Origin of the sequence: Streptosporangium sp. NPDC049046 (assembly GCF_040649155.1) — a bacterium.
Taxonomy (GTDB): Bacteria; Actinomycetota; Actinomycetes; order Streptosporangiales; family Streptosporangiaceae; genus Streptosporangium.
This window is the reverse complement of sequence record NZ_JBEZEZ010000011.1, coordinates 53,839-68,630: the sequence shown is the minus strand read 5'-3', so window position 1 is coordinate 68,630 and position 14,792 is coordinate 53,839. Positions and strand designations below refer to the sequence as shown.

The window sequence follows — 14,792 nt, the reverse complement described above, 5'->3', positions numbered from 1 at the left end:
GAGCGTCGGCATTGACGTCCATGTTGAGTGATTGGTCACATGAAGAGCGCGATCAGTCACCTCATTACCAACCAGGAGCTCGGAAGATGTCGGTCAACCGCAGGGTGCTCAGATGGGCACTCACCCTCGCGTGCGTGGCGGGGGCCGTGATCGCCTTGGCCGACCTGGACACTCCGTTACGATTGATCCTTACGCCCCTGTTCCTGTTGGTCGTTCCCGGCGCCGCAGTGGTAGGACTGTTGCGTGATCGTGACCCACTTGCGGCACTATCAGTGGGTGCAGCGGCGAGCCTGGTCGTAAACGTTCTCTTGGCCGCTGCCATGCTTACCTTTGACGCATGGTCGCCCCGCGCCGGAGTCGCGACCATCGCGGTGCTCGGCGGCTTCATATACGTACTACGCGTGTTGTATCGGGGGAGCGGGAGTTTGCAGACCGAACAGGGGGCCAGGTCAAGGTGAACATCGTCATCGTTCGCCCGGGAGACCTCGGGGAGCCCGAGATCTCGCGATGGCGGGAGTTGCAGGTGGCGGACCCGTCGCTGGACAACCCCTTCCTCTCCGTGGAGTTCACCCTGGCCATGGGGCGACTGCGTGACTACGTTCGTGTCGCGATCATCCAGGACGGCGGCAAGATCGTGGGGTTCTTCCCCTACGAGCGCCACAGCTTCGGGATCGGCAAGCCTCTCGGCGGCTTCCTCACCACCTGCCACGGGCTGATCGCGGTCTCCGGCCTCAAGCTGGACGTCCGGACGCTCCTGCGCGCCTGCAAGCTCTCCGTCTTCGACTTCGACCACCTCGTCCCCGGCCAGCCGACGTTCGCGCCGTACGAGTCGGACGTGCGGCCGGCTCCGGTGATGGACCTCAGCGTGGGCTTCGAGACCTACATCGAGCGGGTGAAGGCCAACTCGCCGAAGAATCTCAAGACGGTCCGCTACAAGGAGCGCAAGCTCGGCCGCGAGCAGGGTGAGATCCGCTTCGAGTGGGCCTCGACCGACCTGGGCACGCTCCGTACGCTCACCAACTGGAAGTCCGACCAGTACCGCAGGACGGGCCGGGTCGACCGTTTCGCCCAGCCGTGGATCGTCCAGTTGCTCGACGAGATGCACGCGGAGAGGTCCGAGAGTTTCGCGGGCGTCCTGACCATGGTCTACGCCGGAGACAGGCCCGTCGCCGGTCACTTCGGCCTTCGGACGGCGACGACGCTGGTGGGCTGGTTCCCGGCCTACGACACCGAGTTCGCGCGTTACTCCCCCGGGATCATGCACCACCTGCACATGGCCGAGCACGCCGCGAACTCCGGGCTGCTGCAGGTCGACATGGGCAAGGGCGGACGCGAGTACAAGAGCTGGTTGAAAAGCGGCGATCTCTTCGTCGCGGAAGGTCGCGTGTCGCGTCCCTCCCCGGCCGCCGCCGTCCACTGGATCGGCCGCACCCCGGTCAACAAGGCACGAACGATCGTCACGGATCGCCCGAATTTATACAGGCTTGCTGACCGTGTGCTGAAAGGTTTCGGCCGTATGCGCTCCCCCGCGCAGAACCAATCAGGCACTCCGGCTGTCAAGGAACCGTGGGGAGTGGGTTAGACCGCTCCCGTTCATCACCACCCCACTCGCCAGGACCCTCGTATGCATCCCTCATCGCATTCGCCGTTTTCGCCGATCGTCCCGATCGGCCATGGCCCCGGGTCCGTCCGCCCAAGTCGCCCCTGACGACCGACCGCCCGGAAGGACATCCGTCACAATGAGTCCCGAGATCACCAAGCACTACAACAACAAGCCACCGCTGAGGGCGGTGCCTCCCATCGAGCGGTTCACTCCCATCACCCCTAACATGGCGATCTCCCCGACCGTCAGCGTCGTCGTGCCGGCGATGAACGAGGCCGAGAACCTCCCGCACGTCTTCGCGACGATCCCGCAGTGGATCGACGAGATCGTCCTGGTCGACGGCAACTCCAAGGACGACACCGTCGCCGTGGCCAAGAGACTGCGTCCCAACGTGCGCGTGGTCCACCAGACGGGCAAGGGCAAGGGCAACGCGCTGACGGACGGCTTCGCCGCCTGCACCGGCGACATCATCGTGATGATCGACGCCGACGGCTCCACCGACGGCCGCGAGATCATCCAGTTCGTGGGCGCCCTGGTCACCGGGGCCGACTTCGTCAAGGGTTCGCGTTACGCGTCAGGCGGCGGCAGCGACGACCTGACGTTCATCCGCAAGTTCGGCAACAAGTCGCTGACCGCGCTGGTCAACAGGATGTACGGCACCAGCTACACCGACCTGTGCTACGGCTACAACGCCTTCTGGGCCCGCCATCTGGACGTCCTCAACCTCGACTGCGACGGCTTCGAGATCGAGACCCTGATGAACGTCCGCGCCGCCAAGGCCGGGCTCAAGGTCCACGAGGTGCCCAGCCACGAGCGCTGCCGCATTCACGGCGAGAGCAACCTGCACGCCGTACGCGACGGCATCCGGGTGCTGAAGACCATCATCCGCGAGTGGCGGAGCAACCCGGCTCCCGCCGTTCACGAGCCGGCCGCCGCCGCTCCGGCCGCCGATCAGGGTGCCGCGTAACCATGAGAAGCAGTGTCGTCATCTGCGTTTACACCGAGGACCGCTGGGAGGACATCCGAGCAGCCGTCGAGTCGGTCCAGAACCAGACGCGCGCGCCACACGAGATCATCCTGGTCGTCGACTACAACCCGGATCTCCACCTGAGGCTCAAAAAGGAGTATCCCGGCGCGATCGTGGTGGAGAACGCTCAGGAGAAGGGGCTCTCCGGTGGCAAGAACACCGGTGCGGCGACCGCCTCCGGCGACATCGTGGCCTATCTCGACGACGACGCCGTCGCGGAGCCTGGCTGGCTGGAAGCACTGGAGGAGGGCTTCCAGGACCCGACCATCGTGGGGGTGGGCGGGCTGACCAGGCCGCTGTGGGGCATCGGGCACCGGCCCGGCTGGTATCCCCACGAGTTCGACTGGACCGTGGGGTGCAGCTATCTCGGCATGCCCACGCAACGGGCGCGGATCCGCAACGTCATGGGTGGTAACGCGGCCTTCCGCAGGGAGGTCATCGGCGGTGTCGGCGGGTTCCACACCGGCATCGGGCGCAGCGTGCAGGGGCGCAAGCCCCGCCCGCTGGGCTGTGAGGAGACCGAGTTCTGCATCCGGCTCTCGCAGCGGATGCCGGGGTCGGGAATGCTGTTCGAGCCCGCGGCGGTGATCGGTCACAAGGTCCCGCCGGTACGTTCGACGTTCGCCTACTTCCGTTCACGCTGTTTCGCCGAAGGGCTGTCCAAGGCGCTGGTCGCCCAGAGCGTGGGAGCGGGCGACGGATTGTCGAGCGAGCGGGCCCACGCGCTGAAGGCTCTGCCGATGGGCGCGCTGCGCGGAGTCGGTGAGGCGCTGCGAGGCGACCTGGCCGGCCTCGGCAGGGCCGGGGCGATCGTCGTCGGTCTGGCCTGGACGACCTGGGGTTACATCGTCGGTTCCCTTCGGCTGAAGCTGAAGCGGGTGCGTGCGGCATGATCCGCGTACCGATCCTGATGTACCACTCGGTCTCCGACCGGCCCAACGCCGAGACGAAGCCGCTCGCGGTGCGTCCCTCGGCCTTCGCCGAGCACCTCGCCTATTTGAAGGAGAACGGCTTCACGCCGCTCACGGTGGCCGACCTGGTCGCCTCGCTGCACAACAACAACGGCCGCTCCATCCCCGAGCGTCCGGTCGTGGTGACCTTCGACGACGGGTACGCCGACTTCCACAGCGAGGCGCTGCCCCTGCTCGAACGCTACGACTTCCCCGCGACGGTCTTCCTGACCAGCGGGTGGGTGAGGGACGCGGGCAAGGACGCGGCGGGCAGGCCCCTGGACACGATGCTCTCGTGGAGCCAGGCCCGCGAGGCCGCCTCCTGCGGCATCGAGATCGGCGGCCACAGCCACAGCCACCCCCAGCTCGACCAGCTGCCCGAAGACGAGCTCCGCCAGGAGCTGCGGCGCAACAAGGCCCTCCTTGAGGACAAGATCGGCTCGCTGGTCTCGACGATGGCCTACCCGTACGGCTACTCCAACGTGCGGGTGCGGCGCGAGGTGAGGAAGGCCGGATACTGGGCCGCCTGCGCGGTGAACAACGCCATCGCCGCCGACCGGCACGACGTGCTCGCACTGCCGCGCCTCACCGTCGCCGAGGGCACCTCGATGGGAATGTTCACCCGGGCGGTCGAGGGGAACCAGGTCCCGCTCATCTACATGCGGGAACGGATGCTGACGAAGGGGTACGCCGTCGTCAGGCGCACGAGATACGGTCTGCGCAAGGTGCGCGGCCAGGTGTGAACGGCCGGGTACGCCACGGAAAGAGCGCGATCCGCGAAGCGGGTCGCGCACCGGTGGCCGCCCCGGCGAGCTCGACGGTCTCCGCTGCCTGGCTTCCCCGTCCCCAGGGGAATCGGGGACGCCAGGAGAGGGCCATTTGGCCGGAGTACAGCCGCGATACCGCTTTTAACTGATCTACGCGAAGCGTCCGGACATGACGGATATCCGTAGTGACCCGTCACAGCCTGGTCCGCGTAGCCGCCATGATGTTAGACGTGAGGCAACGGGCAGGTAATGACGTGACGACGACGGGGGCGGCGGAAACCGCCGAGGTCGGGAAGATCGATCCCACTCACCCCGCGCCTTCGGACGAGCCCCAGGCCGGGGCCGACGGCGAGCCCGCCGGCACGGCGCCCTTCGGAGCGCCCGGCGACGAGGCTCCCGACGAGATCCCGGGCGGCGAGGTCCCCGACGACGAGGCTCCGGGCGATCAGACCTCCGGCGCCGGGGGTCCGCACGGCGAGACTCCCGACGACGAGACGGCCGGGACCGGAGCCCCGTACGGCAGAAGCCCGTACGGGGAGGCATCCGGCGCCGGGAGCCCTCACGGCAGGAGCCCGTACGGGGAGACTCCCGACGGGCGGACGTCCGAGGAGAAGACCCCTGCGGGCGCCCCTCGCGACGGGACGGCGGACGACGAGACGGCCGATGACGGCACGCCGCCGGATTCCGCCGAGGACGCCGATCCTGACGTTGACGTTGACGACGACGCCGCCGATGACCTGTCGCCGGCCCCCGATACCGGCACGAAAAACGCGAAAGGCGCGAAAGGCGCGAAAGACTCTCCCGGGGAGAGCGCCTACGGTGACGACCCCGAGGTGACCGCCGTCATCCGGCTGCCCCTCAGCCCATCGTCCCCGCCCTCCGCGAGCGTTACCCGCTCCGAGACGACAGAGGCCCCGCCCGCGCGCCGCGAGAACGCCTGGCAGGCCAAGGACACCGGGGATGCCGAGGACGGTAAGGACACTGAGAAGGCCGAGGACGAGGACGGGGCCGACAACACGGCGGAGTTCCGCCTGCCCGACCTGACAGCGTCCCCACCGTCCACCGCGCCCTCTACGCCCTCTGCGCCCCCGGTGCGCCCTGTGTCCTCCGGACCTTCGGGACTCGACCGGCCTGCGGGCGTGGAGTCTCGAGAGAGGTCCACCGGAGCCCCTGGGGTCCCCCTGGAAGCTTCCGAGTCCTTCTCCGATGTCACGGAGACCCCGGCGGCCCATCGGGCCTCACAGGACACGCAGAGGGGCTCGGAGACCGGCTCGGGAGCGGGAAAGAGCGCCGGGAGGCTCACGGGGAAGGCGGCACCGGCGACGAGCGCGATGCCCCCGGCCGCGGTGGACACCGTCGAACCGCCGGTCACGACGCCCGCCGGACCCACTCCCGACCTCACTCCCGACCCCACTCCCGGCCCCGCTGGCAGGCCCACGCGCCTGCAGACCCTGATGCGGTCGGCCATGGTGTGGCTGCCTCCGCTGCTCACCGTCGAGGGCCTGGTCATGTACGTGCTGGCCCTGCGCGTGTCGCCGGGCCCGCTGCGGGGCGTCGACCTGAACGACATCGACGGCGTGGGCCTGATCTCCGCCATGCCGTCCACCGCGTTCGCCGCGATCCTGCTGATGCTCGTCGCGTTCTTCGTCACGATCGCGCAGAACACCGACCGCAAGTTCCTGCTGCTCTTCCAGATCGCGGCGATCACCTTCGCCCTGCACGGGGCCGCGGCCCTGATCGAGGACGAGGCGAGGTTCCACACGGCCTACGTCCACGCGGGCTTCGTGGAGTACATCAACCGCACCGGTGAGGCCTCCGCCATCCTCGACGCCCGTCTGGCGTGGCCGGGGTTCTTCGCGCTGGTGGCGTTCGTCACCAAGGCCGCCGGGGTCACCGACCTGACGACGATCATGCGGTGGACGCCGCTGCTGTCGAACCTGCTGTATCTCCTGCCGTTCGTGCTGATCCTGCGCCAGGTCGTCGCCACGACCAGGGCCCGCTGGTTCGCCGCGCTGCTGTTCGTCATCGTGCAGTGGATCGGCCAGGACTACTTCTCGTCCCAGGGCTTCACGTACGCGATCTACCTGGCCTTCGTCGCGATCGTGCTGCGCTGGTTCGGCAAGGTGGAGCCCCGCGTCAAACCGATGCCCGCCAAGGGGCCCGTCCGGCGGTTGCTCGCCCGCCTGGACGGGCTGACGCCGGGTGAACTGCCCCATTCCACCGGCGTCTACGACCGGGCCATCATGCTGATCGTGCTGATCGGCCTGTTCTCGACGGCGACCGCCTCGCACCAGATCACGCCGTTCATGATGCTCGGCGCGCTGACGGGCCTGATCCTGCTCCGACGCTCCTCGCTCAGCTGGGGGCTGCCCTTCTTCCTGGGCCTGATGGTGCTGGCCTGGATCAGCTACCAGACGGTCACCTTCTGGAGCGGGCACATCGACCAGCTCTTCGGCGGTCTGGGCCGGATCCTGGAGAACCTGCAGAGCAACACCGGCGACCGGATCGACGGCAGCGATCCCAAGCACGCGCTCGTCCTCATGGCCCGCCTGGGCATCTGCGGCGTCATCCTGACGCTCGCCGCGGCCGGCCTGTTCCGCCGTCTGCGGCGCGGCGTCGGCGACCGCGCGGCCCTGCTGCTGCTGTGCGTCCCCGTACTCGCCCTCGGCCTGCAGAACTACGGCGGCGAGATCGGCCTGCGCATCTACCTGTTCGCGCTGCCCGGCGCCTGCATCCTGGCCGCGTACGCGTTCTTCCCGAACCTCCCCGCGGGCACCGAGGACGCGCCGGAGGAGACGGTGCCGATCCGCAGGCGCAACATCCGGTTCAACCCCGAGCTGACGCGGCGGATCTCGCTACTGCTCGCCGCCGGGTGCGCCATGATGCTGGCGATGGTCTTCCTGGTCGCGCGCTACGGCAACGAGCAGTTCGAACGGGTCTCCGCCAGCGAGGTCGCGGCGATGCACTACATCTACGACAACGACGAGCCGAGCGCCCGCGTCCTCTACCTGGTCCCGGTGCTGGGCCAGGAGGTGACGCCGAGCATCCCGTGGGGCGAGCGCGACTTCGACAAGATCTCCTACCAGCAGGTGCTGGTGGACAAGGATCCGGCCCAGCTCTCCTCGGTGATCGACAAGCTCCGGGTCTCGCCGCCCAACACCTATCTGGTGGCCACCCGTGGGCAGGCCGGATACCTGCAGCTCAACCACGGCTTCCCCCACGACTGGGCGCAGCGGTTCCGCGCCGCGCTCGACGCCAACAAGGAGCTCAAACGGGTCTTCAACGGCGAGGACGCGGCCGTCTACACACTGAGTTCCTATCCCGAGGGGGCCGAGATCCCCGAGCCGGGGGTGCAGCTGAACGGCAGTGACCCGACGTCGCCGTGGACGCCGGTCGGCCTGGCCGCGCTGGCCGTGACCTGGATCGCGCTGTTCGCCTACGAGGTGACCTGCCTGCGCGGCCGCGACCAGGCGACCCGGAGAAGAAGGCGCATCCTGTTCGTCGCGGTGCCCGCGTTCGTGCTGGCCCTGGCCGTGATCGCGGAGCGGTTCATCGTCATCGGCTACCAGCTTCAATAAGGAACAAAGTCTCATTGTGGGCGGTCGAACCGCACCATACTGAGCATCGTTCGCCGGGACGCACGTCCCGGCGCTGCTCGAAGGACGGTCAGATGCTCGCAGGGGAGCCCCGGGGCCGGGCAGGTACGTCCGCCGAGGCCACGGCGCCGAGGATCGCGGCGGTCGACGCGTTACGCGGCTTCGCGCTGCTCGGCATCGTGGTGGTCAACATCACCTACCTCGCCTCGGGGTACCGGATGGCCGGGCTGGCGACGCCGACGTTCTCCGCACCGCTCGACTGGGAGGTGCGCTGGTTCGTCTCGATCCTCTTCGAGAACAAGTTCTACATGCTGTTCGCCTTCCTGTTCGGCTACAGCTTCACCCTGCAGATCGACTCGGCCCACAGGTCGGCGACGAGGTTCGCCCCCCGGTTCCTGCGCCGCCTGGGAGGGTTGTTCCTGCTCGGACTGGCCCACGCGGTCCTTCTGTTCCCCGGTGACATCCTGACGACGTACGCGGTCGTGGGGCTGGTCCTGCTGGCGATGCGGCGGATCGCCCCGCGCACCGCGCTGATCATCGCGCTCGCGCTCACGGTGGCGCTGGCCGCGGGGATGTTGCTGCTGGCGGCGCTCGCGACACTGGGCACGGACGCCTCTCAGGCCATGTCGGAGAACGCGGCGCAGGCCGCCCTGTCCGACGAGGCGCTGCACGGCTCCGCCTCCATGATCATCAATGAGCACCTGCACAGGCTCGCCAAGATCTTCGTGCTGCGGGTCTCCTTCCAGGGGCCCACGGTGCTCGCCGCCTGCCTGGTCGGGCTGGCCGTGGGCAAGCTGCGGCTGCTGACCGACCTCTCCGGGCACACGGCCACGCTGCGGCGGATGCAGTGGGCGGGGTTCACCGTCGGGCTCGCCGGGGCGCTGGTCTACGCGCACTCGACCTGGTCGGGCGGCGGGCACGCGTACCACATGGTCGGCCAGGCGGTGAACCTGCTCACCGCGCCGCTGCTCGCCGCCGCCTACGCCGCGACCCTGCTGCGCCTGCTCCCGGCGATGCCGCGCCTGGCGGGGGCGCTCGCGGCGCCCGGCAGGCTGGCGCTCACGAACTATCTGGCGCAGTCGCTGATCAGCTCACTCATCTTCACCGGCTACGGGCTGAGCCTGGTCGACCGGCTCAGCCCGTTTCACGTCGTGTCGATCGGCGTCGGCATCTTCGCGGCGCAGTCTCTCTGGAGCCTGTGGTGGCTGCGTCGCCACCGCTACGGGCCCGTGGAGTGGGTGCTGCGCTGGTTCACCAACTGGCGCAGGCCCTCCCCCTCCGCCTCCGCGGGCGCCGCCTAGGCTCCGGTGCGGTCGCTCCATCTGACCTCGTACGGCCTGAGCTGGAACTCCTTGCCGTCCACGACGGTGGTGGCGGGCGCGTTGGTGGTGTTGACCATCACGAGCTGGCGCTCCTGGGCCAGGACCCGCACCTGCGTGTTGGAGGAGGTGACCGTCTCCAGCGTGACCCCGAGGGGGAACCACTTGGTGAAGCCGCTCATGATGCCCGCCATGGGCATCTCGACGCCGGTGGTCGGATGCCACAGGCAGCCGGGGCACGCCTGGTTCGCGTCGATGGACTTGCGCTGAGGGTTCCAGAAGAGCGAGGTGGTGACGCCGCTGGTGGCGAACTCCATCATCGCGGCCGTGTGGACGGCGATGCGGCGATCCTCCTCCCAGTCGCTGTTGTTGGGTTCGACGTACCATTCGGCCCACCAGACCGGCAGGTTTCCGCTCTTCTCCTGGAGCCACCTGGTGAGGGCGCCGAACTTGCCCAGGGCGGTGAACTCGTCGGGGAAGGCCCCGGCCTCCTTCGTGACCGAGGCTCCGTCGACGACGATGAAGTCGGCGCCGTCCTTGTTGTCGATCCAGTAGCGGACCGCCTCCAGGTCGCGCTGGACGATGCTCCCCCACGGCCCCTGGATCTCCGCGCCCCGCTCGGGGACGGTGGTGCTGCCGACGGAGACGTAGGGGCCGCCGACCTTGATGTCCTTGTCGACGGCCTTCAGCGCGGCGTAGACCTTGTTGTACAGCTCGGTGTAGCCCTCGATGTCCCAGCGGTTCTGGGGGGTGTTCCAGAATCCCTTCAGCTCGTTCCAGACCATGAAGTGCTTGACGGTGGGGTAGCGCTTGGCGACGGTCACGGCGAGCTTGGCGTAGTCGTCGAAGTGCTCGCGCCGGGGTGCGGTCTCCAGCTGCGTCCAGTCGGTCCTGCCGGAGCTGCCGCCCTTCATCCAGTCGGGCGCGCAGCACAGCGTGATGATCGGGACGGCCTCGGAGCCGGCCATGAGTCTCACCCTGCGGTCGAGGTCGCGGAAGTCGTTCTTACCCGGCGCCGGCTCGGGATTGCCCGCGCCCCAGCCCATGATGTGCTGGTTCTGCAGCATCGGGACCCGGCTCAGCATGTGGGAGGCGGCCTCGGTGACGTCGCTGCCCTCGTTGTCGGCGCTGAACTCCGTGTGGGTGATGCCCCAGCGCGGCCATTCCTCGAGGGAGGGGGGCGCCTCCAGCACGGGTGCCGGCTCCGTCGGAGCCGCGGTCATGGCCTGTCCGCGGGGAACGTCCGGCTTCGCGGCGTAGGCGATGATGCCGACCACGAGCACCACCGTCACGACCATGGCTCCCAGTGCGACCGGCCAGGCCGGGCGCCGTCGCTGGTGCCGTCCGTTAGTCGGTATCACCGAATTCCTCAATCCTCGCAGGTCAACGAATGTAGCGTTCCACAGCGGCAGCGGACCGTGACGGTGCCTCGACATGGTTCACAGGCAAGCGTTACCGGCCATGCCGCCAGCGTATCCAGGGTGGCTTGCACAACGCTTGAAACTTCTACCGTAGTTCCCGCCCGCTCTCCAGCCGCCGGGCCGTCACCGGGCCGGCGACCACGGATCCCCTGCGAGCGGGCCGGATCGGTGAGCCTCCCGGGACTCTCAGAACAAAGGAGACGGGCCCGTTGTGAGCCGCCGGTCAGTCTCCCAGGATCCGCGAAGCCCGCTCGACGAGCGTGGGGACGGCGGCGCCGATCTCCTCGAAGCCCTCGCCGACGGTCTTGCCCTGCTTGAACCTGGCGTGGATGCCCTCCACGATGACGGCGAGCTTGTAGTGGCCGAAGGCCACGTAGAAGTCCAGGTCGGACAGGTCCGCGCCGGAGACCTTCGCGTAGTGGGCGGCGAACTCGCGGGCGGTGAGGAAGCCGGGGGCCACGGTGACGCCCGCCGCGACCGGGACCGAGGCGCGCTCCTCGTCGCCGGGGTCCTGCCAGTAGGTGAGGGTGAGGCCGAGATCGGCGAGGGGATCGCCGAGCGTGGACATCTCCCAGTCGACGACGGCGAGGATGTCGGGATCCGGGGACAGCCGCACGAGCGTGTTGTCGAGCCGGTAGTCGCCGTGCACGAGCGCCGAGGCGGACCGCGCCGGCAGTCGCTCGCGCAGGCGGGCCACCAGGCGGTCGTACGCGGGCAGTTCGGCGGTCTTCGACCGCTCCCACTGCTGCCCCCAGCGCTCCAGCTGGCGGGCCATGTATCCCTCGGGACGCCCGAAGTCCCCCAGCCCCGCCCTCTCGTAGTCGACGGCGTGGATCGCGGCGAGCACCTCGGCCAGGCGCTCCGACAGCCGCCGCGTCTGCTCGGGGGTGAGTGCCCAGGCGTCCTCCTGGGTGCGCACGGCCGCGCCGTCCACGTGTCCCATGAGATAGAAGGGCGCCCCGATCACCGCCGGGTCCTCGCAGAAGGCGACCGGCTCGGGCACGGGGACGGAGGTCGGCGCGAGCGCCGAGATCACCCGCCACTCGCGCCTCATGTCGTGGGCGGTCGGCAGCACGTGCCCCAGCGGCGGGCGGCGCAGCACCAGCCGGCGCCCGGGGGTCTCCACGACGTACGTCAGGTTGGATCTGCCGCCCGCGATCAGGGAGACCCCGGTAGGCTCACCGACGCCGGGGACATTGGCCGCGATCCATCCGACAAGGTGTGACCAGTCGATGCCAGGGGTGCTCATAGCCACCAATTAGAACGTCACTCGGACCGGCGGCGCCACCCGGGGTCTTCCAAGGAGATTCCGAAACGTTGCGATGTACACAGCCTGCCCTCAGTTCCGTCCTTTATCGTTACATTACGTCCCTACCAGCATGCTTGAGCTTTACGGCATCCTTCGGGGTGACGTAGGGGACCCCGCACATCCCAGTAGGAGCTCATGCGCGTTTCAGTTGTTCAGCCCCGTGATCTCGGACCGGCCGACATCGACCGATGGAGAGTCCTTCAGAGCGCCGACCCCGCCTTCGACACCCCGTTCCTGTCGCCGGAGTTCACCGTGACCGTCGGCGCGCTCCAGGAACGTGTCCGGGTCGCGGTGCTGCACGACGGGACGGACACGGTGGGATTCTTCCCCTTCGAGCGCCACCCGATGGGCATCGGCATGCCCGTCGCCGCGGGCCTGACCGACGCGCAGGGACTGGTGCACGCCAAGGACGTGGAGATCGACGCGCAGCGGCTGATCAGAGCGTGCGGCCTCGCCGTCTACGAGTTCGACCACCTGGTCTCCGGGCAGCCGCTGCTCCAGGCGGGGCACAGCAGGCACCCCTCGCCGATCATCGACCTGCGTGACGGCCACGACGCGTACATCGAGACGATCAAGGTCACCTCCGGCAAGACCTACCGTTCGACGGCGTACAAGAGCCGCAAGCTCCAGCGCGACGTCGGGCCGCTCCGGCACGACTACGCCACCACCGACCTGGCGCCGCTGCGCACGCTGCTCGGTTGGAAGACCGAGCAGTACCGCCGCACCGGCCGCACCGACAGGTTCGCCAAGCCGTGGATCGTGGAGCTGGTCGAACGCTTCCTCGCCACCGACACCGAGCACTTCGGCGGGGTCCTCGACATGCTGTACGCGGACGGGCGGCCGGTCGCCGGGCACTTCGGGCTGCGCACCGGCACGACCCTCGCGGGCTGGTTCCCCGCCTACGACACCGCCTTCGCGAAGTACTCCCCCGGCCTGATCCACCACCTCGCCATGGCCGAGAAGGCCGCCGACGCCGGAATCCAGGTCATCGACATGGGCCGCGGCGAGAAGGAGTACAAGGAGAAGCTCAAGAACGGCGAGTACGAGGTCGCCGAGGGCAGGATCGCCAGGCTGAGCCCCGGCGCCGGGGTCCACTGGATGCTGCGGGTCCCGGTACGCAAGGCACGTGGCACGGTCCTGGCGAGCCCGCTGCTGCGCACCACCGCCGACCGCGCGCTCAAGACGTACGGCCGCCTGCGGACGTCCATACAGGCGTGATCCGTCCGCCGTGGTTTGGGAACGGTCCCATGCCACGGCGGCACCCGCCCTTCGGGTCCGGGCGGCCGGTCACGCGATCCGTCCGCCCTCCCCCGACGGCCGGTCGGCCCACCCGCTCGAAAGGCCGGTGGCCGGTCAACCGATCAGCTCGGCGACCACCGAGACACCCCGCCTGACGTCGGCCCGCGACGCGGAGCCGTAGCCGATCACCAGACCGTGCCGCAGCCGCGGCCCGTGGTAGTGGCGGGCCATCGAGTCGAGCAGCACCCCCCGGGCACGGGCGGCCTCGACCAGGGGCGCGACCGTGTGCTCGGGCAACTCCACCATGACGTGCAGGCCCGCGGTGTCGCCCGTGACCCGGGAACCGAGGATCTCGACGACCACGGCGCGGCGGCGCGCGTACTCCAGGCGCGTCCGGCGCAGGTGCCGGTCCAGATCCCCCTTCTCCAGGAGCACCGCCACCGCCTGCTGTGCCGGACCGCTCGTGCGGTCGGCGAGGGCGTCCCTGGTCACGGCGAAGGCTTCGACGAGGCTCTGACGCGCGACCAGCCAGCCGACGCCGATGTCCGGCGTCAGGATCTTGCTCAGGCTGCCCAGCAGCACCACCGACGCGGGGTCGAGACCGTAGAGGGCGGGCAGCGGGGCGACGTCGTAGCGGAACTCGGCGTCGTAGTCGTCCTCCACGACGATCGCGCCGGTGCGGCGGGCCCAGGCCAGGAGGCGCTCCCTGCGCGGGATGGGCAGGCGCCCGCCGAGGGGGTACTGGTGGGCGGGGGTGGTGTGCAGGACGCGCAGGTCGCCGGGGAGTCCGTCCACGACGACACCGTCCTCGTCGACCGGGCAGGGCACGATCTCGGCGCCCCGCCCAGCGAAGACGTTCCTGGCGACGCGGTAGCCCGGCTCCTCCACGCCCGCCCGGTCACCGGGCCGCAGAAAGGTGGCGGCGACCAGGCCGAGCCCGTTGCCGGTGCCCCGGGTGACCATCACGTTCTCCGGGCCGACGGGGATCGCCCTGGTCCTGCGGAGATGCTCGGCCAGCGCGGCGCGCAGCCTCGGCAGGCCGCGCGGGTCGGGGTCGCTCACCGGCGGCAGGTCGGCCGCTCTCCGCCAGGCCCTGCGCCAGGCCGCCCTGTCGTAGTCGTGGACCCACGGCCGCCCCGGGCGCAGGTCGATCACCCCCTGCCCGCTCTCGCTCCGGTAGCCGTTCCACCCCCCGTGGTCGCCCCCTTCGACCGGCACGGGGACGGGGGCCCGCAGCCCTCTCTCCTCCACGGCGGGAAACGTCATCTCGGCCACGTAGGTGCCCGAGCCGTGGCGTCCCTCGACCCAGCCCTCCGCGTACAGCTGCTGGTATGCCTCGGTGACGACGGTGCGGCTCACCGCGAGCTGGCGGGCGAGGGCACGGGTGGAGGGCAGGCGTTCCCCCGAGGTGAGGGCGCCACCGCGCATGGCATCCCTGAGGCTGTCGCCGAGCTGGACGGCGAGCGCCGTGCCCGCCTCACGGTCCACCGATACGGGTAGGTCGACGGAAGGGCGTGGCAAAGTGGTCTCCTGTAAGAGCATTAGAGTGGACGTGTTCTCG

General features: G+C 69.3%; 10 protein-coding genes. 7 read left to right on the top strand and 3 right to left on the bottom strand.

Features of this window, described 5'->3' with window-relative positions; all coding sequences use genetic code 11:
- The first annotated feature begins 454 nt into the window (after positions 1-454).
- The 6 genes from AB0B96_RS17535 (at position 455) to AB0B96_RS17510 (ending at position 9,244) form a co-directional block, all read left to right on the top strand.
- Entirely contained in the window at positions 455-1,582 is a 1,128-nt protein-coding gene (locus AB0B96_RS17535; protein ID WP_362899773.1) for a GNAT family N-acetyltransferase, read from the top strand.
- Positions 1,583-1,739: 157 nt separating this feature from the next.
- Positions 1,740-2,570, top strand: coding sequence for a glycosyltransferase family 2 protein (locus tag AB0B96_RS17530; protein ID WP_362899771.1), 831 nt, complete (start codon positions 1,740-1,742; stop codon positions 2,568-2,570).
- 2 nt (positions 2,571-2,572) lie between these two features.
- Positions 2,573-3,523, top strand: a complete 951-nt coding sequence (locus tag AB0B96_RS17525; RefSeq protein ID WP_362899769.1) for a glycosyltransferase family 2 protein — start codon at positions 2,573-2,575, stop codon at positions 3,521-3,523.
- Positions 3,520-4,323: a polysaccharide deacetylase family protein gene (locus tag AB0B96_RS17520; RefSeq protein WP_362899767.1), complete on the top strand. Its 804-nt coding sequence runs from the start codon at positions 3,520-3,522 to the stop codon at positions 4,321-4,323. Before AB0B96_RS17525 ends, AB0B96_RS17520 begins: the two co-directional genes overlap by 4 nt.
- A gap of 278 nt (positions 4,324-4,601) precedes the next feature.
- Positions 4,602-7,925 carry a hypothetical protein gene (locus AB0B96_RS17515; RefSeq protein ID WP_362899765.1) on the top strand — a complete coding sequence of 1,108 codons (3,324 nt, stop codon included), beginning with the start codon at positions 4,602-4,604 and terminating at the stop codon, positions 7,923-7,925.
- Positions 7,926-8,017: 92 nt separating this feature from the next.
- Positions 8,018-9,244: a DUF418 domain-containing protein gene (locus AB0B96_RS17510; RefSeq protein WP_362899763.1), complete on the top strand. Its 1,227-nt coding sequence runs from the start codon at positions 8,018-8,020 to the stop codon at positions 9,242-9,244.
- On the opposite strand, the gene AB0B96_RS17505 is transcribed toward AB0B96_RS17510, so the two are convergent.
- Together AB0B96_RS17505 and AB0B96_RS17500 are read right to left on the bottom strand one after the other, a co-directional pair.
- On the bottom strand, positions 9,241-10,623 hold the full coding sequence (locus AB0B96_RS17505; RefSeq protein WP_362899761.1) for a xylan 1,4-beta-xylosidase: 1,383 nt from the start codon (positions 10,621-10,623) through the stop codon (positions 9,241-9,243). The two genes, AB0B96_RS17510 and AB0B96_RS17505, sit on opposite strands and share 4 nt — an antisense overlap.
- A 283-nt stretch (positions 10,624-10,906) precedes the next feature.
- Positions 10,907-11,932, bottom strand: coding sequence for a phosphotransferase family protein (locus AB0B96_RS17500; RefSeq protein WP_362899759.1), 1,026 nt, complete (start codon positions 11,930-11,932; stop codon positions 10,907-10,909).
- Positions 11,933-12,127: 195 nt separating this feature from the next.
- Between AB0B96_RS17500 and AB0B96_RS17495 the strand changes: the two genes are divergently transcribed.
- The gene (locus AB0B96_RS17495) at positions 12,128-13,210 is read left to right on the top strand and encodes a GNAT family N-acetyltransferase (protein ID WP_350945253.1); all 1,083 of its coding nucleotides are present in this window, start codon (positions 12,128-12,130) and stop codon (positions 13,208-13,210) included.
- 135 nt (positions 13,211-13,345) lie between these two features.
- Here the strand turns inward: AB0B96_RS17495 and AB0B96_RS17490 are convergent, their stop codons facing one another.
- Positions 13,346-14,752 carry a PLP-dependent aminotransferase family protein gene (locus AB0B96_RS17490; protein WP_362899757.1) on the bottom strand — a complete coding sequence of 469 codons (1,407 nt, stop codon included), beginning with the start codon at positions 14,750-14,752 and terminating at the stop codon, positions 13,346-13,348.
- Positions 14,753-14,792: the final 40 nt, after the last annotated feature.

What these genes read in the sequence shown, in the direction of transcription:
- AB0B96_RS17525 (WP_362899769.1), top strand. Translation starts at nt 2,573, where the DNA reads ATGAGAAGCAGTGTCGTCATCTGCGTTTACACCGAGGACCGCTGGGAG.
- AB0B96_RS17510 (WP_362899763.1), top strand. Translation starts at nt 8,018, where the DNA reads ATGCTCGCAGGGGAGCCCCGGGGCCGGGCAGGTACGTCCGCCGAGGCC.
- AB0B96_RS17530 (WP_362899771.1), top strand. Translation starts at nt 1,740, where the DNA reads ATGAGTCCCGAGATCACCAAGCACTACAACAACAAGCCACCGCTGAGG.
- AB0B96_RS17495 (WP_350945253.1), top strand. Translation starts at nt 12,128, where the DNA reads ATGCGCGTTTCAGTTGTTCAGCCCCGTGATCTCGGACCGGCCGACATC.
- AB0B96_RS17520 (WP_362899767.1), top strand. Translation starts at nt 3,520, where the DNA reads ATGATCCGCGTACCGATCCTGATGTACCACTCGGTCTCCGACCGGCCC.
- AB0B96_RS17500 (WP_362899759.1), bottom strand. Translation starts at nt 11,932, where the DNA reads ATGAGCACCCCTGGCATCGACTGGTCACACCTTGTCGGATGGATCGCG.